At 68.7% G+C, this 22,284-nt stretch carries 18 protein-coding genes; 15 read left to right on the top strand and 3 right to left on the bottom strand.

The features are described from left to right. Positions 1 to 24: 24 nt before the first annotated feature. The 6 genes from J2S45_RS09305 (at position 25) to J2S45_RS09280 (ending at position 8,886) form a co-directional block, all read left to right on the top strand. On the top strand, positions 25 to 1,365 hold the full coding sequence (locus tag J2S45_RS09305; RefSeq protein ID WP_307635203.1) for an ROK family protein: 1,341 nt from the start codon (positions 25 to 27) through the stop codon (positions 1,363 to 1,365). A 156-nt stretch (positions 1,366 to 1,521) separates the two neighbouring features. Then, entirely contained in the window at positions 1,522 to 1,746 is a 225-nt protein-coding gene (locus J2S45_RS09300; protein WP_270975647.1) for a FeoA family protein, read from the top strand. After that, complete coding sequence (gene feoB / locus J2S45_RS09295) at positions 1,743 to 4,073, top strand: ferrous iron transporter B (protein WP_307635202.1); 2,331 nt, start codon at positions 1,743 to 1,745, stop codon at positions 4,071 to 4,073. The genes J2S45_RS09300 and feoB overlap by 4 nt, the downstream gene beginning before the upstream one ends. Continuing rightward, on the top strand, positions 4,070 to 4,360 hold the full coding sequence (locus J2S45_RS09290; protein ID WP_307635201.1) for a hypothetical protein: 291 nt from the start codon (positions 4,070 to 4,072) through the stop codon (positions 4,358 to 4,360). The genes feoB and J2S45_RS09290 overlap by 4 nt, the downstream gene beginning before the upstream one ends. Before the next feature lie 30 nt (positions 4,361 to 4,390). Continuing rightward, on the top strand, positions 4,391 to 7,330 hold the full coding sequence (locus J2S45_RS09285) for an FAD-binding and (Fe-S)-binding domain-containing protein (protein WP_307635200.1): 2,940 nt from the start codon (positions 4,391 to 4,393) through the stop codon (positions 7,328 to 7,330). Positions 7,331 to 7,443: 113 nt separating this feature from the next. Continuing rightward, a complete protein-coding gene (locus J2S45_RS09280) occupies positions 7,444 to 8,886 on the top strand; it encodes a hypothetical protein (protein WP_307635199.1) in 1,443 nt (480 codons plus the stop codon). Positions 8,887 to 8,999: 113 nt separating this feature from the next. Here J2S45_RS09280 and J2S45_RS09275 read toward each other — a convergent pair whose 3' ends face one another. After that, positions 9,000 to 10,004 carry an alpha/beta hydrolase gene (locus J2S45_RS09275; protein ID WP_307635198.1) on the bottom strand — a complete coding sequence of 335 codons (1,005 nt, stop codon included), beginning with the start codon at positions 10,002 to 10,004 and terminating at the stop codon, positions 9,000 to 9,002. 8 nt (positions 10,005 to 10,012) lie between these two features. After that, a complete protein-coding gene (gene metX / locus J2S45_RS09270; protein ID WP_296931297.1) occupies positions 10,013 to 11,278 on the bottom strand; it encodes a homoserine O-acetyltransferase MetX in 1,266 nt (421 codons plus the stop codon). Positions 11,279 to 11,676: 398 nt separating this feature from the next. On the opposite strand from metX, the gene J2S45_RS09265 reads away from it, so the two are divergent. Beyond that, positions 11,677 to 13,281 (top strand): C40 family peptidase, encoded by a 1,605-nt coding sequence (locus J2S45_RS09265; protein WP_307635197.1) that lies wholly within the window; start codon positions 11,677 to 11,679, stop codon positions 13,279 to 13,281. Positions 13,282 to 13,356: 75 nt separating this feature from the next. Here J2S45_RS09265 and J2S45_RS09260 read toward each other — a convergent pair whose 3' ends face one another. Continuing rightward, positions 13,357 to 13,884 carry an inorganic diphosphatase gene (locus tag J2S45_RS09260; protein ID WP_270975639.1) on the bottom strand — a complete coding sequence of 176 codons (528 nt, stop codon included), beginning with the start codon at positions 13,882 to 13,884 and terminating at the stop codon, positions 13,357 to 13,359. 126 nt (positions 13,885 to 14,010) lie between these two features. Here J2S45_RS09260 and dacB point away from each other — a divergent pair, with 126 nt between their 5' ends. The 8 genes from dacB to folK all read left to right on the top strand — a co-directional run bounded on the left by dacB (position 14,011) and on the right by folK (position 22,283). Beyond that, a complete protein-coding gene (dacB, locus tag J2S45_RS09255; protein WP_307635196.1) occupies positions 14,011 to 15,369 on the top strand; it encodes a D-alanyl-D-alanine carboxypeptidase/D-alanyl-D-alanine endopeptidase in 1,359 nt (452 codons plus the stop codon). Positions 15,370 to 15,499: 130 nt separating this feature from the next. Next, the gene (locus J2S45_RS09250) at positions 15,500 to 16,378 is read left to right on the top strand and encodes a zinc-dependent metalloprotease (RefSeq protein WP_307635195.1); all 879 of its coding nucleotides are present in this window, start codon (positions 15,500 to 15,502) and stop codon (positions 16,376 to 16,378) included. Then, the gene (gene tilS, locus J2S45_RS09245) at positions 16,378 to 17,418 is read left to right on the top strand and encodes a tRNA lysidine(34) synthetase TilS (RefSeq protein WP_307635194.1); all 1,041 of its coding nucleotides are present in this window, start codon (positions 16,378 to 16,380) and stop codon (positions 17,416 to 17,418) included. Before J2S45_RS09250 ends, tilS begins: the two co-directional genes overlap by 1 nt. Beyond that, positions 17,415 to 17,972 (top strand): hypoxanthine phosphoribosyltransferase, encoded by a 558-nt coding sequence (hpt, locus tag J2S45_RS09240; RefSeq protein WP_296931292.1) that lies wholly within the window; start codon positions 17,415 to 17,417, stop codon positions 17,970 to 17,972. Before tilS ends, hpt begins: the two co-directional genes overlap by 4 nt. Beyond that, the gene (gene ftsH, locus J2S45_RS09235; protein ID WP_307635193.1) at positions 17,973 to 20,072 is read left to right on the top strand and encodes an ATP-dependent zinc metalloprotease FtsH; all 2,100 of its coding nucleotides are present in this window, start codon (positions 17,973 to 17,975) and stop codon (positions 20,070 to 20,072) included. Continuing rightward, on the top strand, positions 20,069 to 20,629 hold the full coding sequence (folE, locus tag J2S45_RS09230; protein WP_296931289.1) for a GTP cyclohydrolase I FolE: 561 nt from the start codon (positions 20,069 to 20,071) through the stop codon (positions 20,627 to 20,629). Before ftsH ends, folE begins: the two co-directional genes overlap by 4 nt. A 2-nt stretch (positions 20,630 to 20,631) precedes the next feature. Continuing rightward, positions 20,632 to 21,405 carry a dihydropteroate synthase gene (gene folP / locus J2S45_RS09225; protein ID WP_296931287.1) on the top strand — a complete coding sequence of 258 codons (774 nt, stop codon included), beginning with the start codon at positions 20,632 to 20,634 and terminating at the stop codon, positions 21,403 to 21,405. Further along, positions 21,405 to 22,283: a 2-amino-4-hydroxy-6-hydroxymethyldihydropteridine diphosphokinase gene (gene folK / locus J2S45_RS09220; protein ID WP_296931285.1), complete on the top strand. Its 879-nt coding sequence runs from the start codon at positions 21,405 to 21,407 to the stop codon at positions 22,281 to 22,283. Before folP ends, folK begins: the two co-directional genes overlap by 1 nt. The last annotated feature ends 1 nt before the right edge of the window (position 22,284 follow it).

Here is a 22,284-nt window from a genome sequence, read left to right as displayed (position 1 = left end):
AAGACATGTTGATATTATGACCCCATGAAGAATCGTTGGTCAACACCTTCCGAGTGGTTCGGGCACACCGAGTCCGGCCGGCCGGCCAGTCAGCTCGCGGTTCTGGATTACGTGTGGGGGCGCGAGGAGTTCACGGCAACCGATGTCATGGAGGGCACGGGGCTGACGCGCGCCACCGCGATCGACGCGCTCGGTCGGCTCGCCGACGCCGGACTCGTGCTCGAACTGGCCAACGTGCGTGAGGCCGGCGAAGAGAAGGGCGGCGACGCCACGAGGCCGGGTGGGGCCCTGGTGTATCGCAAGGGGCGTCCAGCGCGACGCTTCGCGTTCAGGCCGCAGGCGGGCGTCGTCGTCGGTGTGGATGCCGGCTATACCCACCTGTCGGCGATCGCCGCCGACCTAGCCGGTACCACGCTGGCGAGCGTGAACGAGTTGTCCGGCTGGGAGCCCGAAACGAGGGCGCGGCCGGTGGAGGCTTTGGCAGAAGGTGAGGCGGAAAAGCGCAGGCAGGCCGTGCGCTCGCTCATCGCAAAGGCGCTCCGGGCCGCCGGGCGCACCGAGCGCGAGCTTTTCGCTGTGTGCGTCGGCGTGCCAGCTCCGGTGAACGAGTCCGGCGACTCTCCAAGTCACCACGCCGGCTTCTGGGAGAGAGTCAACCCCGGCCTGCTGGACGCGCTCTCGGATCTTGCCCCCATCGTCCGCATCGAGAACGACGCCCTGCTTGCGGCTGTCGCCGGGGGCGCGGTAGGCGCCGCTCGGGGTTGCGCGAGCTACGTCGCCGTGCTGGGCGGCGCGCGCATGGGGGCGGGCGTCGTCATCGACGGGAAGCTGCTGCGGGGAGCCCACGGAGCCGTGGGCGAGATGAACGCTTTCGAGCACGTCGTGGGGGTGGGGGACTCGCGCGGATTTGCGGAGTACGCCGGATTGCTCGGGGCGAAGCTCGCCGCCGCGGGAGAGGCCGCTAGCGGCGGAGAGCCAGTCGCCGGAGATGCCGTGGGGCCCACACCCGGGAGTGCGTTCGACGGCCTGTCGCCCGAAGAGGTGACCGGCCGGCTCGTCTTCGAGGCTATCGAAGTCGGCGACCCCGATGCCCTAGTGATCGCCACCCACGTCGGCGAGAGGCTCGCGCGGATAGTCACGGTACTCGAATCGTTCTACGATCCGGAACGGATCGTGGTCTCGGGCGCGGTTGGGCCGGCGATGTTGCGCGTGATCGAAGCGGCCCGGGCCGCCATGCCGCACGCGTTCGAGTCGATCGTTCCCGAGCTGGTGGGCTCGGAGTTGGGTGCGGAGGCCGTCGTCGTCGGCGCGGTGGCCGCGGCGGTGGAGATGGCGCGCTCGCGAGCGCTGGACATAGCCGGCTGAGGCTGGCCCCGGCAACCAGCCAGGGCGAACCGGGGTTAACCGGGCTTACGTACATGGAATGGGTCCAATCTGGGCTTTATGGGACTTTTAGCTTTCTTAAATAGGCAAGGCAAGGTTATCCTTACTCCTAGCCGTCAAGGTTTTTCTGGAGGAAACATGAAGCTCAGCGAATGTCCCACCCGGGTCTCACTTCGATTGACCAACCTCAAGCTCCCCGAACACTCCCTGCTACGCATGCAGGAAATCGGCGTGAGGATTGGTGCCGAGGCCACGATTATCCAACACGCAGGATTTGGGGGACTCGTTCTTAACATTGCAGGATCGCGCGTCGCGATCGACCATCGTTCAGCAAAGAATATCGAGGCGGAGCTCGTCGCATGACCACCCAGGAAAAAGTCAAGGAAAAGAAGCGCTACGCAGGGGTCACCATCGCTCTGGTGGGAAATCCGAACGTCGGCAAGTCGACGCTCTTCAACGGCGTGACGGGCGCCCGTCAGGCGGTCATCAACGCCCCGGGCACCACGGTGGAGGTCAAGGCCGGTACCTGGCGCAACCTGGGTGCCCGCGTGCTCGACTTGCCCGGCGCCTACTCCCTCATCCCCAACAGCCCGGACGAGAAGGTCGTGGCCGACACGCTCGCCGGCGCACCCGCCCCCGCCCACGTGGGCGCATACTCCCGCGCCGATGCCCTCGGGGCGCACGACGACGCCCCGGCCTACGCCCCGACGCCCGAGCACGGCGGCCGGCGCGGCCAGGCAGACCAGCACGTCGACCTCGTGCTGGCGATCCTCGACGGCGGCGCGCTCACCCGCTCCCTCTACCTCGTGGGCCAACTGGCCCAGACGGGCTACCCGGTCGCGGCGGTCATCCACATGGCCGACGTCGCGGCGGACAACGGCATCAAGATCAACCCGTCGGTGGTCTCGCGCGCGCTTGGCATCCCCGTGATGGTCTTCGACCCGCGCAAGCGCGCCCAGTACGCACAGCTCGACCGCTTCGTCGAGCAGGCGATCCTCGAGCCGCGCCGCGTGGCCGGGATTGACGCCGATCCGGGCGCCCCCGGCTACAACGCCCGAGCGGCTTCAAACCCGCTAGCGATCTGCCGGCTTTCCGACGCCGATGAACGTGACCTGCTCGCCCAAACCTCCTGCGGTGGCGGCCCGGCTTGCGGGTGCGGGCACGATCGCGCCTCCAGCCTGGACCTCGAACAGCTTGATTCCGGTCCGGCCTGCGGGTGCGGGCACGACCGGGCGTCGTCCCTCGACCTTGACCCCACCCACACGGCCGACCACCACTCCAGCTCGGACGCCGAGCTTGAGCGCGCCACCCGCCTGTTCGGCTGGGTGGATCGGGTCGAGTCCGCCATCAATGAGCACACCGAGCACACGGAGATCCACGGGCCCTCCCGCTCGGACCGCGTGGACAAGGTGCTGCTTAACCCCGTCGTCGGCCCGATCGTGTTCCTTGCCGTCATGTGGCTACTGTTCAAGCTGGCCGGCGAGTGGGTCGGCCCGGTTCAGGACTACTTCGACGGCCTATTCTCCAGCACGGACGAGGGCGCGATCTCGCTGGCAAACGGCGTGAGCTGGCTTCTCAGCGTCGTCGGCTTGGGCGGAACCTGGGTCGATTCGCTCCTGGTGGGAGGCCTGTGTACCGGCCTAGGGGTGGTGGCCTCCTTCGTGCCGCTCATGTTCACGATCTTCGCCGCGCTGTCGATTCTTGAGGACTCCGGCTACATGGCCCGCGCCGCCTTCCTCGCCGATCGCCTCATGCGCCGCATCGGCCTCGACGGGCGCGTGGTGTTGCCGCTCATCATGGGATTCGGCTGTAATCTGCCCTCCCTCGCCGCGGCACGCACGCTTCCCTCCCCGGCGCAGCGCCTTGTCACGGTGCTCATCACGCCGTACACGTCGTGTGCCGCGCGCCTGACGATCTACCTCATGATCGCCAAGATCTTCTTCCCCGACACTGCGGGAACCGTGGTTTTCTCCCTCTACCTTGTCTCGATCACGCTCGTGGTGTTGGGCGCGTGGGTCTTGAAGTTCTTCTTCACGAAGAACGACGCCCAGTCCCCGCTCATGCTGATCCTGCCGGCCTACCAGGTGCCGCGCGCCCTTGTGCTACTGCGCCAGGCGCTTTCGCGTTCGTGGATCTTCGTCAAGGGCGCGGGCAAGATCATCGTGGTGATGACGATGGTGGTCTGGCTCCTTGGCGCGATCCCGATGGGTTCGGGCGCCTCCGGTAAGTCCTTCGCCGACCCCGAACTGCCCATGGAGGATTCGGCCTACGGCCAGGTGGCTAAGGTGCTTGAGCCCGCTTTCGAGCCGGCCGGTTTCGGTGACTGGCACATGGCCGGCGCCCTCATGACCGGCTTTGTTGCGAAGGAAACCGTGGTCTCCTCGATCGTGGCCTCCTACAACATGGACCCGGAGGCCGCCGGCGACGCCGAAGACAACGGCGACGACCTCGGCGAGCTCCCCGACCTCCTCTCGGCTACTTTCACGGAGACCGCGGGCGAGGGCTATCAGGGTCTGGCGGCGATCGCGTTCCTCGTCTTCGTCCTCGCCTACACCCCGTGCTTGGCCACGGTGGCCGAGCAGGCGCGCCTCATCGGTGGCAAGCGTACGACGGCCGCCGTGATCGCCCAGCTCGTCATCGCCTGGGCGCTGGCCGTGGGCATCTTCCAGATCGGGAAGCTGTTCCTGTGAACGCCATGACTGCCCGCGCGCCACGCGGCGCGACCCGATCCCCGGCCTACTCGGTGGCCGACCGTGTCCTGGCCGAAATCCGGGCGGGTGGCACGATCCCCGCCGTCGCGAAAAAGACGGGCACCAGCGTTGTCTTCGTCCAGGTCCTTGTCGATCACCTCGCGCGGGCGGGGCTGGGCGCCTCGGCGGCGTCGTTGTGTTCGTCCGGCCAGGGGGCGTGCGGGCCGAACGGCGCGCAGACGGAGGAGGCTCTCATTAGCTGTGCAGGGTGCGCGTTCGCGCGCTGAAAAGGGGACAATGGCCTCTAGGGAGGCATCATGAAACCTACTTTGGCCAAGACGATCGCGGCGTGCATCGCCGGCGACGTCGACTCCTCGGATCGCGCCCGTGCCGAATACGCGACGGACGCGTCGAACTACCGGGTCCCGCCGCAGCTGGTGGTCTGCCCCAAGAACGACGACGACGTCGCGGCCGTCCTGCGCATCTGCCGGGAGCACTCGGTGCCGCTGACGGCGCGCGGCGGGGGAACGTCGGTGGCGGGTAACGCGGTGGGCGAGGGAGTGATCCTCGACTTTTCCAGGTACATGAATGCGATCGAGATTGACCCGGTGGCGCGCACGGCGCGGGTTCAGCCGGGCGTCGTCATGAGCGATCTGCAGGCGGCCGCCGCCCCGCACGGCCTGCGCTTTGGCCCAGACCCCTCCACCCAAAACCGCGCCACGCTGGGCGGGATGATCGGCAACAACGCCTGCGGCCCGCACGCGGTGGCCTGGGGGCGCACGGCAGACAACGTCGTGTCCCTCGAGTGCCTGGACGGGACGGGCCGGCGCTTTACGGCGGGTGCGGGTCAGATCGACGTGCCGGGGCTGGCCCGGCTCGTGGATTCGCACCTGGCCGACATCCGCCGTAACTTTGGCCGGTTCTCCCGCCAGGTTTCGGGCTACTCGCTTGAGCATCTACTCCCGGAGGCTGGGCGCGACGTGGCGAAGATGCTGGTCGGATCGGAGGGCACGCTCGTCGTTATCACGCGGGCCGTCGTGCGCTTGGTGCCGCTGGCGCAGGCACCTACGCTCGTGGTGCTCGGCTACCCCGACATGCCCGCGGCCGCCGACGCCGTGCCCGCGCTGCTCGCGCACTCGCCACTGGCGGTGGAGGGCATCGACGCCCAGCTCGTGGACGTGGTGCGGCGCAAGAAGGGCTCGGTGCCGGAGCTACCGGAGGGCGGGGGCTGGCTGTTTATCGAGGTCGGAGCCCAGGAGGGGGAGGACGTGTCGGTGGTAGGGCAGCGCGTGGATGCGATCCTTCGCGACGCCGGCACGAACGCTACCCGGGTCTGCCCGCCCGGCCCGGAGGCGAGCGAGCTGTGGCGGATCCGGGCAGACGGCGCGGGGCTCGGTGGGCGAACCCCGAAGGGCAACGCGGCGTGGCCAGGGTGGGAGGATTCGGCCGTTCCGCCAGAAAAGCTTGGCCCCTACCTGCGAGATCTTCGCGCGCTGATGGATGCCAAGGGCCTAGACGGGCTCATGTACGGCCACTTCGGCGACGGGTGCGTGCACGTGCGCATCGACTTCCCCATCGAAACCCCGGACGGGGTGGCGATCATGCGAGCCTTCATGGAGGAGGCCGCGGATGTGGCGGTGCGCTACGGCGGGTCGCTGTCCGGCGAGCACGGTGACGGGCGCGCCCGCTCCGAGTTGCTCACCCGCATGTACCCGCCCGAGGTTATCGAGCTGTTCGGCGCGGTCAAGGCCCTCTTCGACCCCGAGGATGTGCTCAACCCGGGCGTGCTCGTGCGCCCGCGGCCCCTCGACGCCGACCTGCGCCGCCCTCATGCCGCCCCCAGTACGTATGCTGGCGGCTTCCATTTCCGTGAGGACGACGGCGACCTCACCCGCGCCGTCCACCGCTGCACCGGGGTGGGCAACTGCCGGGCAAATCGCACCGCCGCGGGATTCTTCATGTGCCCCTCCTATCAGGCCACGAAGGAGGAGAAGGACGCCACCCGTGGGCGGGCCCGGGTGCTGCAGGAGGTCACGAGCGGGAAACTGATCAAGGGTTTCGCCGACGCCGCCCTGCGCGAGTCGCTCGACCTGTGCCTGGCGTGCAAGGCGTGCTCGGCCGACTGCCCGACGGGCGTGAACCTAGCCAAGTTCAAGTCCGAGGCGCTCTACCGCGGGTATGCGGGCAAGCTCCGCCCGCGCACCCACTACCTGCTCGGTAACCTGCCGCTGCTGGCACGCTGGGTCACGGCGGTGCCGGGGTTGGCGGCGCTCGCGAACGCCGCGCTGAAGGTCACGCCGCTGCGCAAGGTGGTCTTCGCCGTCGCCGGGCTGGACCCGCGCCGACAGATGCCAGGATTTGCGACCACGCGATTCTCGGCGCTGACGAAGAGCCAGCAGGAAGCGATGCGCCGCGTCGGGGGAGAACTCGCCGAGGGCGTTGGGGTGCCCGGGGGCGCCGAGCGTGGGGCGAGGCCCGGCGTCGTCGGTGAGGCCGCGAGTGGCCAGTGCGCTAAGAAGTACGTGATGCTGTGGGCCGACTCGTTCTCCGAGACGCTGGACACCGCGGGGGCGCAGGCGATGGTGGGCGTGCTGCAGCGGGCCGGCTACACCGTGCTCATCCCGCCCTCGGACACGTGTTGCGGGCTGACCTGGATCACCACCGGGCAGCTCGACCACGCCAAGAAGGAGCTGGACCACCTGCTCGGTGTGCTGGCGCCGTTCGCGGCGTCGGGCATCCCGATCGTGGGCGTGGAGCCCTCGTGCACAGCGGTGCTGCGCGAGGACATGCCTGACCTTCTGGACGACCCGCGCGCCAGCCTGGTGTCCCACATGACGTACACGCTCGCCGAGCTGCTGACCGCGCCTGCGCCGATCGGGCCCGAGGGGTGGACGCCGCCGGACCTCAGCGGTCTGACGATCGTGGCTCAACCGCACTGCCATCATTATTCGGTGATGGGCTGGCGCGCCGACGCGGAGCTACTGCGCCGCGCCGGCGCCAAGCTCACCACGGTCTCCGGGTGTTGCGGACTGGCCGGGAACTTCGGCATGGAGAGGGGGCATTACGAGGTGTCGGTCAAGGTTGCGGGCAACGATCTGCTGCCCAAGCTCGCCGCCGCCCCCGACGACGCCGTCTACCTCGCCGACGGCTTTTCCTGCCGCACACAGGCCGCCCAACTCGCCGGCGATCAGGGCGTTCACCTTGCCGAGCTGCTGCGTGACGGGGTTCACGTGCGGCGCAAGGGTGCGGGCCGGTAAGGCGGCGGGAACTCCGCCGGGCGTGGCCTGTCGGCAAGTCCACTTCGCGGATGACGCGGCGGACTTCCGTGGCCGGTAAGCTGAGAACAACAGGGGCGGGGGAAGGAGAACGCGTGGGGGTTTTCGCATTGCATCAGGGCCGCTTGGTCGCGGCCGCGCAGACCGTGCCCAGCGAGGTCAGCGCCGGGCTTCTCGACGCCGTGCGCTCCCAAGTCCTCGAGTTCATCGGCCAGCCACTGTTCGGCGTCGGCTGGGCGGATCAGACCTTCCTCGCGCTCGACATCACCGGGCAGGTGGTGAGCATCGACGTCGTTGAGCGGCTCTCCGTGCGCGATTTCAGTGCCGCGCTCGCCCGCGCCGGCAGCCACGCCCAAATGAGCCGCGCGGCGCTCGGTCAGATGTACCCCGGTGGGCTCGACTCCTTCGACGCCGACTTCCGTGCCTTCATCGACTCCGCTCCGCCGCGCACGTCGCCCGGCTCGCGCCTGCACATCTTTTCCCTTTCCTACGACGCCGACGTGTTGCGCCCCATTCACGCCCTGCGTGGGGGCGGGGTGGAGGCCCACCGGGTGGTGGGCTACCAGAGCGCGCAGGGTCTGCTGGTGGAGATCGCCGAGCTGGCGGACCTGCCGGTGGAACTGCCGTGGTCGGGCGAGACTCCGGTGGTCGAGGTCGAGGCGTCTGAGGGCAAGGCGTCTGAAGGCGAGGCGGATCAGGTCGAGTGCGAGGCTCGCGTAGCCGGCCCCGAGCCCTCGGAGGTGCCCGAACCCACCGCCGCCGAAGCGGAGTCGCCGGCCGACGAGCCCACCGCCCCGGCGCCCGCGGATTCCCCCGCCCCGGCACCCGCCGAGCCCCCGCTCGCGGCGGAGGCCCTCGTTGACCGGGCCCACCGCTACGACGACGCCTGGGACATCAGCGGCTGGCGCTACGAGAAGGAGCGGCCGGCGAAGAGGTCGGCCTCGGAGGTTTTGTCCACCGCCGAATCCCTCCGTAGCTCGCGCGAGTCGCGCCGAGCGCTGAGCGAAGACGCCCTGTCACTGCTGGAGAAGAATCGTCGGGACGTGGGCCCCACCATGTACGACCAGCTTCTGTCCGAATCCAAGCGCCCCGAGCAACGCCTGTGGGACATGAGCGCCCCGAAGGAGCACGGCGCCACCATTTTCTCCGAACACGTATCCTCGGCGGCCTCCCAGGAGGCAGTCACCCGCGCGGCGATGCACCCGTGGCAAGCCCCGGCTCCCGCTCCTAAACCCGCGGCGGCCCCCGCCGCTGCGCCCGTGGCCGTGCCTGGCCCCGCCGACTCCCACCCCGAGCCGCTCCCGCGGATGCGCCGCGTCGTGGCCGAGGTGGGCGCCGTCGTCGTGACATGGCGTTCGCGGCGCCGGCGGCGCCACATCGATGCGCGCCTGACCGAGGCCGGCCTGCTCGTGGTGGAGGGCGTGGGCATCTTTGCCGATCCGTCCGAGGCGGCGGTGGCGGCGTCGGGAATGATCGGCGCGGACGGGTGGCGAATGTGGCTCGCCCCGGACGGCCGTTCCCTCGGCGACATCGCCTAGCCTTGCTTCCCAGGGAGTTTGTGGACGGTAGAGACGGTAGAGAGGTGAAGGGCTCCGGGCAGGATGCCCGCCCGCGCCGACCACTCACCCCGCCCCGGCCCCTCGTCCGGCGGCTAGAAGTGGGCCGCGCCGCGGACGAAACCCTCAATGTAGGCGTAGGCGATCGTGCGCGCGCAGCGGCGGGAAAGTAGCACGTCGTGGATGGCATCCGGCACCTTGACCAGCGTGGTCACCCGCCCCAGCCACGGCACCCGCTTCCAGATCTGCTCGACGTTAAGCACGGTGTCGGCGCGGCGCATGCGATCGTCCCACGTGTCGGAGTAGAAGGTCTGTGCGCTGGTCAGCACCAGGATCGGGCACTGGATGTCGAGCCCTTGGGCTACGCGCTCATGGCCGTTCGCGATCGCGCGCAGCCAGCCCGCCCGGACGGGGAAGCTGGGCATGTGGCGGTACCGCGGGTCGGGATGCCAGCCGCCCTCGGACATGAACGGATCGTCGGAGGCTCCGGCGGCGGCCCGCTCGTCGTCGGTCATGTAGCCGGTAAGAAGCCGCTGGTAAAAGCCGTTATCCGGCGTCGGGATGACGGTGGTCGGCGAGAGGCGGTGGATCGTGTCAAGCAGGGGCTGGCTCGCCAGGCGCAACGCGGTCTGGCCCTGGAACTCGAGCCACGGGGAGTTGAGGATGAGGCCGGCGAGCGCGTCCGGGTGGCGGTCCGCCCACAGGGTCGCGGTCAGGCCGCCGGTGGAGTGGCCGTAGAGGAAAACCGGGACCGTCTCGCCCAGTTCCGAGTAGATGACGTCAAGCGCCTCGTGGATCTCCTCGTCATACGTGGACAGATCCTCGATGTACCCCCACATCTGCCCCTCAATGTGGGATCGGCCGTACTTGCGCAGGTCAAGGGCGTAAAAGCGGCCGCCCATGCGCTCCACCTCGAAGGCGAACTCGTACTGATAGAAGTAGTCGTTCCAGCCGTGGAGCGCCAGAACCGCGAAGGCAGGATCGCTCTCGCCCGGCCGGTAGGTGACGACGGTGGCGCGGTTGGGGCCGTAGTCGTCGTCGTGCAGGGGCAGGACACGCTGGTAGAAGCCGTCCCCAAGGAAATCAGGTATCCACGACATACCCCACATTATTGCATCTGGCGCGTGGGGGCGGGCAAGGCGCGAAGGCCGAGGTCGTCGAGGAACTCGCCCAAGATCGCCGTGACCTGGTCGTTTTCGATGAGGAAGCCGTCGTGGCCGTACTCGGAGACCACCGTGCGCAACGGGCGCGCGCCGGGCAGGGCGGCGGCGAGCTGCGCCATATCACTCGGATAGAACAGCCGGTCCGAATCCACGGCGACCACCAGTGCCGGCATGGTGAGGGCGGCGACGACGGCGCGGGTCCCGCCGCGACCGCGCCCGATGTCGTGGGTGATCATCGACTGCGAGATAGTCAGATAGGAATTCGCGTCGAAGCGGGCGGCAAGCTTGTAGGCGTGGTGATCGAGGTAAGAGGAGACGGCGTAGCGCCCGCCCGCCAACGGGTCCTCGCCCGCCTGCGGGGTGCGCCCGAAGCGCTGGTGCAGCTCGAGCGGGCTGCGATAGGTGATGTGGGCAAGCTCGCGAGCCAGCCCCAGGCCGCGGTGGGGGCCGGCGCCGTCGGGAAGATGGTAGTAGTCGCCGCCGTTAAAGGCGGGGTCGAGGGCGATGGCCTGGTTCTGTGTCTTCTGGTAGGCGATCTGTTCGGCGGTGGTTGCCGGGCCCGCCACGAGCACCGCGATCGCGGCGCACATGTCCGGGTAGGAGGCGGCCCACTCCATGACGCGGCAGCCTCCGAAAGAGGCGCCGGCGATGAGGGCCCAGCACCGGACGCCGAGGCGGTCGGCGAGTAGCTTCTCTGCGGCGCACATGTCCCGGATCGTGATCTCCGGGAAGCGCGAGCCCCACGGCTTGCCGTCCGGGGCGGTCGAGGCCGGACCCGTCGAACCCTGGCATCCGCCCAGCACGTTCGGGCACACCACGAACCAGCGCTCGGTGTCGATCGCCTTTCCCGGGCCGACGATGTCGTGCCACCAGCCGTCGGTGCCGTCCCTCGAGGTGGCGTGGGAGTCGCCGGTGAGGGCGTGGCAGAGCAGGATCGCGTTCGAGCCGTCGGGGGCGAGGGTTCCCCAGGTTTCGAAGGCGAGGGTGACGGGGATGGTGCCGCCGAGCTCAAGCGGGAGGGGGCCGAGATCAGCGAACTGGCGCTCGCCAGGGTCGTCGCCCTCGCGCCAGGCGCCGGTGGCGGGCAGGGGCTTGCGGGACAGTGGCGGGTGGTAGCCGGTGTCGAAGTCCGCCACGGGCGCGGCGTCGGTGACCGGGGTGAGCGGCGGGTAGCCCACCAGGAACGGGGGAAAGGAAGCGTCGGGTGTCATGGAGTCCTCATCGTAGATCACGGGCATGGCAAGGGCACCCGCCAAGGCAAGGGCCGGTGCCCGCTCTACATTCGCTTCATGTCCACCACCATAAGGTGTGTTTCGAGGGGGTGCAACGGGCGGACAAGGTGTGAGATGGTCCCGGGCCGGACCACCGGGGAAGCGCAGTTGGCCTGTGAACCGCCGGTCGTCGTCGTGTCGGCGGTGGGCATGGGGGCGCGTTCGGCCGGCTCGCACGCGAGGTCGCAAACGTGTGACAATTGTGAACGGTGAGATCAAAGTAATTCAAGTGAATTCTGTTTATCTTGTTTTCTTTTGTAACGAATGGGTATACGGTTATGGGTGAACAAGCGATGTCAAGCCGACACGCCCGTAGATACCACACATGGAGGTGGCTAGTGGCCCGGAAGTCACTGGTAATGATCTCAGCCCTCGGGCTGGCATGGTCCATCACCCTACCCGCTCAGGCGGCCCCGATTTCGGATAGCGACATTGATGACTCGTACGCCGCGCAGGAGCAGACGGCTCGCACGCTGGCGGATCTCGAGCTCGAGTTGACCCGCCTGGCCCAGGAATCCGACGCCGCCACGGCCGCGGCCGCCGAGGCTGAGGCAGCCTCCATCGTCGCCCAGTCGGATCTGTCAGATTCGATCTCGGCCGCCGTGACCGCCCAGGAGAAGGCGAACGCCGCGAAGGACGATCTGGACGTCGCGCGTCGTGAACTCGGATCCGTCTCGCAGGCGATGTACAAGAATCAGGCGGGAGAGGTCACCCAGTCCTATTACCTCTTCGGCGCGGACTCGGTCGAGGACGCGAACCGCCGCTCGCAGGTCTATGGCACGCTCGCGAACTCGGTGGACTCGAAGGTGCAGCGCTTCCAGGCTCTCGAGGAAGTCGCCCGCGTGATGCAGGAAGAGGCCGACGCTGCCGCTGAGGCCCAGGCCAAGGCTGCGGACGCGGTCACGGCGAAGGCCGACGCCGCCAAGGCGGCCGCCGATGCCCAGCAGCAGACCCTCGCCTCCGCGCAGGCCCAGCGCGATGGGCTCGCCGCAGAGCTCGCCGCTCAGCGTGGCACCACCGAGGAGCTCGAGAGGGAGCGCCTCGACCAGCTCGAGCGGGATCGCAAGGAGAAGGCGGATGCCGCCGCGGCCCTCGTGCTCGCGCAGGCGCAGCAGTCCAGCCAAGAGCGTTTTTCGTCCGCCGCGCAGGCCAACGTTGACCAGCTGACGGCCAACGCCGCTGCCGCCGACGCTGCCGCTGCGGCCGCCGAGAAGGAGGCCGCGCGTCTGGCGAAGGAGGCCGAGAACTCCACTGGTGCGAGCAAGGCCAACACGGAGAAGGCGGCCAAGGAAGCCGCTGATTTCGCCGCCGCCCAGCGCGCTGCGGCGGACCGGGCGGCTGCTCAGAAGACCGCCGCCGAGCAGGCCCGAAAGATCGCCGCCGACAGGGAGGCAGCCGCGAGGGCCGCTGCCGAGAAGGCCGCGGCTGATAAGGCGGTCAAGGAGGCCGCAGACAAGGCGGCCCGCGACAAGGCTGCCAAGGACGCCGCCGCGAAGGCCGCTGCCGCCAAGGCCGCCAAGGACGCCGCCGCCAAGGCCGAGCGGGAGGCCCAGGAGAGGGCCGCGCAGAAGGCGGCGCAGAGCGCGCCGTCGTCGGGCAGTGGCCAGGATCTGGTCAACTACGCCCGCCAGTTCGTCGGCTCGCCCTACGTGTGGGGAGGCGTCTCGCCGACCAGCGGCTGGGACTGCGTGGGCTTTGTGTGGTACGTCCACCAGCACTTCGGCGTGACCACGCCGCGGCGCACCGGCCAGTCCGTGACGCAGTTCTGGGGCGCCTACAGGCAGGTTCCGGCGTCGCAGGCGCGGCCCGGTGACGTGATGTGGTGGCCCGGCCACGTCGGCATCTACACCGGAAACGGCATGCACATTGCCGCCTGGAACCCGTCGATGGGCACCCAGGAGGACGCGGTGTGGGGTAACCCGATCTACCTGCGCGTTCGCTAAGAATCACGCAACACGTGAGGAGGCCGCCCCGGTGTGGGGCGGCCTCCTCATTGCCACGTACCCGGCCCGCGCCGACTACTTCATGTTGTCGGGATGGATGTTGGGGTTGTGGTCGTAGTAGCCGGTGTCGATGGCGCGCTGGAAGGAGGCGCGGATCTCTTTCTCGGTTTCCTCGCGGCCGACCCAGTGGGCGCCCTCCACGGACTTGCCGGGCTCGAGGTCCTTGTAGACCTCGAAGAAGTGCTGGATCTCGAGGCGGTGAAACTCCGAGATGTCCTCCAGCTCGGTGCGCCAGGAGGCGCGCTGGTCGCCGGTGGGGACGCAGACCACCTTGTCGTCGCCGCCGGCCTCGTCTTTCATGCGGAACATGCCCAGGGCGCGGCACCTGATGACGCAACCGGGGAAGGTGGGCTCGTCGAGGAGCACGAGCGCGTCGAGCGGATCGCCGTCCTCACCGAGGGTGCCGTCAATGAAGCCATAATCATCGGGGTAGCGGGTCGAGGTGAAGAGCATGCGGTCGAGCCGGATCCGCCCGGTCTCGTGATCCACCTCGTACTTGTTGCGGTTCCCCTTCGGGATCTCGATGGTGACGTCGAAGTCCATTGGTCTCTCCTTCGCTGTTGAGCTGACCACTATTCTAGCCCGGCGCTTGACCTATTTTGCGCGCGATAGACGCATTTCTTCGCACATGTTTCCACGCGGCCGGCGCCGGTGTGGGAAGATGACGAGGTGTGGAAGAGAATCGTTGCGGCGCTGATCGTCGTCCTTGCAGGGGCCTATGTCTTCGCTGACGCCTGGGATCTTGTCCCCGGGCCGCTGACCACGAAGCCGGAGCCGGCCGAGCCGTTGCCGTATCCGACGCTCGCGCAGGTCAGTGCGCAGCCGCCCGACGTCGTCGAGCCGGACGCGTCCGCACCCACCGCGGACGCCGTCAACGGGCTCATCTCCGCCCTCGCGAACGCGGAGACGAATACGGGCCAGACGTCGGTGGTCGTCATGGATCCGAAGACGGGCAAGGTGATCGCCTCCCGTGATTCCTCGCGCGCTGCCACGCCGGCGTCGAACATGAAGCTGGTGACTGCGCGGGCCGCGCTTGACGCCCTCGGCCCGGAGGCGACGCTGCCCACACGCGCCACGCTGTCGGGCAACACGCTCTACCTGATCGGCGGGGGCGATGTGCTACTCGCTGAGGGGGCGGGCGATCCCACCGCGATCCGCGGGCGGGCGGGCCTGGGCGAGCTCGCCGCCGACGTCGCCGATGCGCTGGCGAGCCGCACGGACGTGACGCAGCCCCTCGAGCTCGTCGTCGATTCCACCCTGTTCGAGGGCCCGCTCTACTATGACGACATCGAGGGCGCGGACCGGGGATACGTCATGGAGCTGCGCCCGATCGCCGTCGACCGTGGTCGCGTCCAGGGGCGGGGCTACCTGGCCGACCCGGATCTGCTGGCGGGGGAGGCCTTCGCCGCCCAGCTTCGCGGGGCCGGGGTTGAGGTCGGAGAGGCGAGGCGCGGTAGCGCCCCCGACGACGCCGCGGAGCTGGGACGCGTCGAGAGCGCGCCGGTGCGCGACCTGGTGGATCTGCTGCTGACCGAGTCGGACAACTCCGTGGCGGAGGTGATGGGGCACCTCGTGGCGATCGCGAAGGGCAAGCCGGCCACGTTTGCCGGGTCCTCTCAGGCGATTTCCGAGGTGCTGACGGAGGCGGGCTACCCCATGGGTGGCGTCGTGCTCGCGGACTCCTCGGGGTTGTCGGTGTCGAACAGGGTCACCGCCGACCTGCTGAGCGCGATTCTGCTTGACGTGTGGAAGTGCCAGGAGTGCTCGCTCGCCGGCCTGCCCGCGGGCCTGCCGGTTGCGGCGCTGGACGGCACGCTCGCCGAACGCTTCGCCGGTTCCGAGGCGGAGGGGCAGGTGCGGGCCAAGACGGGCACGCTCGTGACCGCGATCTCGCTGTCGGGCTATCTTCGCACGGAGTCAGGCTATCCGCTTATCTTCTCCATCCTTCTTGACCACCTCGAGGAAGGCACCGCGACCGTGTCTCGCGCGCTCATCGACACGTTCGTGTCGGGCCTCACGAAGCTGTAGGCGGTCCGGCCAAGACCAGTGCGGTTAACCGCGGGCTGGCGAGGCGGCGATGCTTCACGACGCCGGGGCAGGGTGTGCGCCGTGAGCGACTTTTCTCGCGAGTGTCGGAGGGGCAGATTAACCTTGAGACATGATCGATCACAGCAAGGTTTACCGGACCGCTCGCGTGCTTGCGGGCGGCGGTCCGGATGTCAGCCCGGCCGAGGCGCGCGCGCTCGTCACTGATCTGCGCGCGCAGGCGCGGCGCGCCCCCGGCATCGTCGCCTCCGTCACCGGCTTGGCGGAGGCGGCCGAGCAGGCCGCCTCGGTGGAGGTAAAAGTGGTGGACCGGGCCACGTGGGCCAGCGCCGGCGCCGTCTCGGTCGAGAACCTGCTTCAGGGCCGTGACGTGGTCAGCACCGTGGAGGGTTCGATCGTCTTCTCGGCGGTGGCCGCCAAGGTGCTCGGCCAGTTCGACCCGTTCTCCCAGCCCGAACGTCTCTACCTCGTGGCGCCGAACGTGGCGTCCTTCCGCATGAGCTTCGATCTCGACCGGCGGGATCTGTGCCTGTGGGTGGCCGTCCACGAAATCACCCACGCCACCCAGTTTGCCGCCGCACCCTGGCTGAAGGAAGTGCTGGCTGCGCGCGCGGCGTCCCTCCTGCAGGCCTTCGATTCCGGGGCCGATTCCGAACCCGCGTTCGGAGAGGTCACCGCCGTCATGTCCCTGCTCGAGGGGCACGCCGAATACGCGATGAACAACGTGCCCACCATGCGCATCCCCTCCCGCCGCCGCATCATCTCCGCGATGGCCGCCAAGCGCGCGGGCGGCAACCCGATCGTCGCCTTCCTCGTCCGCCATCTTGGCCTTGATGCCAAGACTGCGCAGTACAAGGCAGGAGAGGCGTTCGTGGCGCACGTGGTGAGCGAACGCGGCATGGAGTTCTTCAACCGGGTGTGGCTCGCGCCGCAGAACCTGCCCACCCTGGCCGAACTGTCGGATCCCGCGGCGTGGATTGAGCGCATGTGATGTCCTTCCCGCATCCCGCCCTCACCGCCGCACGCCACGCCATGAGCGAGGCGCTCGCCCCGATCCCCGACGGGGGCTCGGTTCTGCTCGCCGTGTCCGGCGGGTCGGATTCGATGGCGCTGACGAAGGTGGCGATGTGGGCGAGCGGCGGCCGGCTCGAGGTCCTCTCCGCGACGATCGACCACGGGTTGCGCCCGGAGTCGGGGCGTGAGGCGCTCGCGGTGGAACGGTATCTTCGCCGGGTGGTTGACACCCCGATCGCCACGCGGGTGGAGGTGGCGAGCTCGGGTGGGGACGGGCCGGAGGGCAACGCGCGCGCCGCCCGCTACGCGCGGCTGGCCCAGATCGCGCGCGCCGGCGGGAAGCTGAAGAACGCCGCCCCGCTCACCGTGCTGCTCGGCCACACGGCGGATGACCAGGCCGAAACTGTGCTGATGGGGCTCGGCCGCGGGTCGGGGGCCCGCTCGATTTCGGGGATGGCCCGGCGCGGCCACCTCCCCGGCCACCCGGACGTGCCTATGGTTCGCCCCTACCTGCACCTTCGCCGCGGAGACCTACGCGCGGTTTGCCGGCACCTCGACCTGCCGTGGGTGGAGGACCCGACCAACGCCCTCGACGGCCCCTGGCGTAGCGCCTCCGGCGGGCCGCTGCGGCGCTCCGACATCCGCCACCGAGTCATGCCCGCGCTTCAAGAGGCGCTGGGTCCCGGCGTCGTCGACGCCCTGTGCCGCACGGCGGCGATGGCCCGCGAGGATGACGAGGCGCTGTCCGCGGCCGCGGATCGGGTGGGCGGGGACGTCGCCGGATCGGAGGGGATCGACGTGCGGGCGCTCGCCACCCAGCCGAGGGCCATTCGAACCCGGGTGCTGCGCGAAGCGGTGGGGCGTGTGGGCAGGGCCGGTGACATTGTTTACTGGCATATCGACGCACTTGATAGGCTCGTGTGCGGGGCGGACAATAATCGTGAGCTCCACCTACCTGGCGCATACGCCTACCGGCGGGACAACCTTTTAACTCTGAAGAGAGCGGAGAAGTCATGAACCTTGAGGATTGCAAAGACGACATCGTCAACGTCGTCGTCACCGAGGAACAAATCAAGGAGCGCCTAGCCCAGATGGGCGCACAAATCAGTGCGGACTACAAGGATGAGGATTCGCTGCTGCTCGTGGGTGTGCTGCGCGGGGCGATCATGGTGATGGCGGACCTGTCGCGCCAGATCTCCGTGCCCCTCCACATGGACTGGATGGCCGTCTCCTCCTATGGCGCCTCCACGAAGACCTCCGGTGTGGTGCGTATCCTCAAGGATTTGGACACCGAACTTGAGGGCCTTAACGTCCTCATCGTGGAGGACATCATCGACTCGGGTCTGACCCTGGACTGGCTGCAGCAGAACCTGAAGACGCGCGGCGCGAAGTCCGTCAAGATCGCCACCCTGTTGCGCAAGCCGGAGGCGGCGAAGGTCGACGTGGACGTGGAGTACGTCGGCTTCGACATCCCCAATGAATTCGTGGTCGGCTACGGGCTTGACTACGCCGAGGACTACCGCCATCTGCCTTTCGTGGGCGTCCTCGCTCCCCACGTGTACGGAGGTTAAATGTCCGATCGACAGCGACGCAGCCTGGAGGATTTCAACCGGCGGGGCCGCAAGGCCAAGCCGAAGGGTAAGCCTGACCCTCTCTCGAAGCGCGAGCGCAAGGAGCAGGAGGAACGCGAGCGCAGACAGCGGCGGATCTTCTGGGGGATCTTGGGCGCCCTCACACTGGGCGCGGTCCTCATCTTCTTCCTCTTCAACCCCGGCGGGTTCACGCAGATTAAGACGAGCGAGGGCCGCCAGATCCTGCAGTCGCAGTCAATCGAACGCATCCAGGTCACGGATGGCAGCCAGCTCGTCCAGATCTGGCTCAAGAATAACTACACGCCCACGGATCTGGAGGGCAAGGAAGAGGACCCCACCAAGAAGGTCCAGTTCCAGTACACGGATCCGGAGGGTGACGCGGTGCTCGCCCTCGTGCAGAAGGCGGACTCGAAAAACGGCTACAACTCGCTCGTCCCCCAGCAGTCGATTCTGTTCTCGCTCTTGTCCCTGATGCTGCCCATGCTGCTCATCGTAGGCCTGTTCTTCTGGATGATCCCCAAGATGCAGGGGCGGATGAACGAGTTCGGCAAGGTCAAGCGCGACGGCGTGGAATCGGATCTGCCGGACGTGACGTTTGCCGACGTCGCCGGCGTGGACGAGGCGGTCGAGGAACTGGCTGAGATTAAGGAGTTCATCGCGACGCCGGAGAAGTTTTACAAGATGGGGGCAAAGATCCCGCGCGGCGTGCTGCTGTACGGCCCCCCGGGAACAGGCAAGACGCTGCTGGCGAAGGCCGTGGCGGGCGAGGCCGGGGTGCCCTTCTTCCACATCTCGGCATCCGAGTTCGTGGAGATGTTCGTGGGCGTGGGCGCATCGCGCGTGCGCGACCTGTTCACGAAGGCCAAGAAGGTCGCACCGGCGATCATCTTCGTCGACGAGATCGACGCCGTGGGGCGCAATCGCGGCGCGGGCATCGGCGGAGGTAACGACGAACGCGAGCAGACCCTCAATCAGTTGCTGGTGGAGATGGACGGCTTCGACGAGCGCACCAACGTCATCGTGATCGCCGCGACCAACCGCCCCGACGTGCTCGACCCGGCATTGCTTCGCCCCGGCCGCTTCGATCGGCAGATCGGTGTGGAAGCCCCGGACCTGCCCGGGCGCGAGCAGATCCTCAAGGTCCATGCGGACGGCAAGCCGCTGGTTGATAGCGTCTCGCTCGAGTCGATCGCCCGGCGCACGCCCGGCTTCTCCGGCGCGGACCTGGCCAACCTTCTCAACGAGGCCGCCCTGCTCGCCGCCCGCCGCGGGCACCCCAAGGTCGACGAGGACGACATCGACGAGGCGATCGACCGCGTCATCGCCGGCCCGCAGCGCCGCACCCGGGTGATGAACCCGAAGGAGAAGCGGATGACCGCCTACCACGAAGCCGGCCACGCCGTAGCCGCCGCCGCGCTCAACCACACCGACCCGGTCACGAAGGTGACCATCCTGCCGCGCGGGCGGGCGCTGGGCTACACGATGGTGATGCCCACGGAAGATCGGTACTCGACCTCCCGCCACGAGCTACTCGACCAGCTGGTCTACTCGCTCGGCGGGCGCGCCGCGGAGGAGGTCGTCTTCCACGACCCGACCACCGGCGCCTCCAACGACATCCAGAAGGCCACCGACGTGGCCCGAAAGATGGTCACCGAGTACGGCATGTCGCAGCGGGTGGGCGCCGTCCGCCTCACGGCAGACGACTCGGATCCGATGACCAGGATGGGCGGGGGCCAGACACGCGAGCACTCGGACGACCTGGCCAGGATCGTGGACGAGGAGGTGCGCGCCCTGCTCGACCGCGCCGCCCAAGAGGCATGGCAGATCATGATGGATAACCGCCACGTGCTCGACCGCCTCACCTCCGTGTTGCTGGAGAAAGAGACCGTGCTGGAGGGCGAGCTCAAGGAGATCTTCGCCGACGTCGTCAAGGCGCCGGATCGCCAGCTGTGGCTGTCCTCGCCAGAGCGGCCCGTCTCCGACCTGCCCCCGGTCCCACTGCCGGAGGGCACGGCTGACTCCGGCGAGCACTCGGCGTCGGGCGACCAGCCCGACGAGCCGCGAGGGGAGGGGCGATGAGCGTCGACCTCGAGCGCGCGCAGGCCGCCGTGCGCGAACTCCTCTTCGCCATCGGGGAGAACCCGGACCGCGATGGCCTTCGGGAGACCCCGGGCCGGGTGGCCCGCTCCTACGCGGAGATTTTCTCCGGCCTGGATGAGGATCCGGGTGAACACCTGGAGAAGGTGTTCGACGTCGGGCACCAGGAGATGGTGCTCGTGCGCGATATCCCGGTCTACTCCATGTGCGAGCACCACCTGTTGCCCTTCCACGGCGTGGCCCACGTGGGCTATATTCCGGGCCCCGACGGCCGGGTGACCGGGCTGTCCAAGCTGGCCCGCCTCGTGGAGGGATTCGCCCACCGCCCCCAGGTCCAGGAGCGCCTGACCACCCAGGTGGCGGACACGATCTACGAGAGGTTGGGCGCAACGGGCGTGATCGTCGTCGTCGAGGCGGAGCACCTGTGCATGTCGATGCGCGGGGTGCGCAAGCCCGGCGCGCGAACGGTGACCTCTGCGGTGCGCGGCACGATGCACGACCCGGCCACCCGCGCCGAAGCTATGAGTCTGATGAGGTAAGCATGAATATCATGGGAATCGTCAACGTGACGCCGAACTCGTTCTCGGATGGGGGCAAGTTCCTCGACCCGCGCGCCGCCATCGACCACGGTCGGCAACTGATCGCCGCCGGCGCCACCATCCTCGATATCGGCGGCGAATCCACCCGCCCGGGCGCCGAACCCGTCGCCGCGCAGGAAGAATGGGGCAGGATCGCGGACGTCGTCGCGCAGCTGTCGGGCGAGGTGCCGGTCTCGGTGGACACCTACCACGCCAGTACCGCGCGCCGGGCTGTCGAGGCGGGCGCCGCGATCGTCAACGACGTGACCGGCGGGCAGGGCGACCCGGACATGTTCGCCACCGTTGCGGAGCTAGGCTGCGATTACGTGCTCCAGCACGGGCGCGGCAACGCCCGCACGATGAACGGCCTGGCCTCCTACGGCGACATCGTGGGCGAGGTTCGCTCCGAGCTGCTCGCCTCGCGCGACGCGGCCGTCGCCGCCGGGATCACGGCCGAGTCGATCATCCTCGACCCGGGCCTGGGCTTCGCGAAGGTTGGCGAGCAGGATTGGGAGGTCTTGCGCGGGCTCGGCGCCTTCCTGGGGGAGGGTCACCGCGTGCTGGTGGGACACTCGCGCAAGCGCTTCCTCGCAAACGTCGCCGTGGACGACGAGCGCGACGTCGCCACCGCGACCATCTCGGCCTTCATCGCGGATTCGGTGTGGGCGGTGCGCGTCCACAACGTCGCCGCCACCGCCACGGCGATCAACGTCGCCCACATGCTGAAGGGCAACTGATGTCCCTGTCCACGATCCGGCTCTCCGGCCTGCGCGCCCGCGGCACCCACGGTGTGCTCGACTTCGAACACACCGCACCGCAGGACTTCGTGGTCGACGTCGCGCTACGCCTCGACATCACGCGGGCCATTGCCACCGACGACGTGGCCCACACGATCAACTACGCCGAGGTGGCCGACGCCGTGGTGGCCGTGATCGAGGGCGAGCACGCCGACCTCATCGAGACCCTCGCCGGCCGCATCGCCGCCCGGGTGCTGGATTTCGGCGCCGCGGGAGTGGAGGTCACCGTCCACAAGCCGCAGGCCCCGATCCCGCACGAGTTCGCGGACGTGGCCGTCACGTTCGAACGGTGGACGGGAGATCAGATCGGCGGCCTGGCGGGCGGGCGCACCTTCGGCGCTCAGCGTGCCGTCGTCGGCATCGGCTCCAACCTGGATGACCCGGCCGGCCACGTGCGTTCCGCGATCCGGGAGCTGGGCGGGCTCGGCGTCGTCGTCGCCTCCAGCCTGTATCGCACGGCGCCGCGGCTGGCGCAGGAGCAGGCCGAACAGCCGGACTACGTCAACGCCGTCGCGCTGCTAGACACGCACCTGCAGCCCCTCGAACTGCTCGACCGGCTCCAGTCGATCGAGGCCAAGCATGGGCGGGTGCGCTCCGAGCGCTGGGGTGCGCGCACCCTCGACCTCGACATCATCACCTATGCCGACCTCGAGCTGGACACCGCGCGCCTGACACTGCCGCATCCGCGCGCCGCCGAGCGGCGCTTCGTGCTCGAGCCTTGGGCCTCGCTCGACCCGGGCGCCACGCTTGCGGGACGGCGCGTCGCCGACCTGCTCCTCGACGTCGCCGACCAGCGGGTCGAGCCGCTCGGAGGGTGAG

Source organism: Trueperella abortisuis (assembly GCF_030811095.1).
Classification (GTDB): domain Bacteria; phylum Actinomycetota; class Actinomycetes; order Actinomycetales; family Actinomycetaceae; genus Trueperella; species Trueperella abortisuis.
The sequence above is the reverse complement of the archived record's forward strand: the minus strand, read 5'-3'. Positions and strand labels throughout refer to the sequence as shown.

Bases quoted from the DNA above. Each gene is read 5' to 3' on its own strand.
- J2S45_RS09250 (WP_307635195.1), top strand. From the start codon at position 15,500: ATGATCGATCACAGCAAGGTTTACCGGACCGCTCGCGTGCTTGCGGGC.
- metX (WP_296931297.1), bottom strand. From the start codon at position 11,278: ATGACACCCGACGCTTCCTTTCCCCCGTTCCTGGTGGGCTACCCGCCG.
- J2S45_RS09260 (WP_270975639.1), bottom strand. From the start codon at position 13,884: ATGGACTTCGACGTCACCATCGAGATCCCGAAGGGGAACCGCAACAAG.
- folE (WP_296931289.1), top strand. From the start codon at position 20,069: ATGAGCGTCGACCTCGAGCGCGCGCAGGCCGCCGTGCGCGAACTCCTC.
- ftsH (WP_307635193.1), top strand. From the start codon at position 17,973: ATGTCCGATCGACAGCGACGCAGCCTGGAGGATTTCAACCGGCGGGGC.
- J2S45_RS09275 (WP_307635198.1), bottom strand. From the start codon at position 10,004: ATGTCGTGGATACCTGATTTCCTTGGGGACGGCTTCTACCAGCGTGTC.
- folP (WP_296931287.1), top strand. From the start codon at position 20,632: ATGAATATCATGGGAATCGTCAACGTGACGCCGAACTCGTTCTCGGAT.
- J2S45_RS09305 (WP_307635203.1), top strand. From the start codon at position 25: ATGAAGAATCGTTGGTCAACACCTTCCGAGTGGTTCGGGCACACCGAG.
- hpt (WP_296931292.1), top strand. From the start codon at position 17,415: ATGAACCTTGAGGATTGCAAAGACGACATCGTCAACGTCGTCGTCACC.
- feoB (WP_307635202.1), top strand. From the start codon at position 1,743: ATGACCACCCAGGAAAAAGTCAAGGAAAAGAAGCGCTACGCAGGGGTC.
- tilS (WP_307635194.1), top strand. From the start codon at position 16,378: ATGTCCTTCCCGCATCCCGCCCTCACCGCCGCACGCCACGCCATGAGC.
- J2S45_RS09300 (WP_270975647.1), top strand. From the start codon at position 1,522: ATGAAGCTCAGCGAATGTCCCACCCGGGTCTCACTTCGATTGACCAAC.
- folK (WP_296931285.1), top strand. From the start codon at position 21,405: ATGTCCCTGTCCACGATCCGGCTCTCCGGCCTGCGCGCCCGCGGCACC.
- J2S45_RS09285 (WP_307635200.1), top strand. From the start codon at position 4,391: ATGAAACCTACTTTGGCCAAGACGATCGCGGCGTGCATCGCCGGCGAC.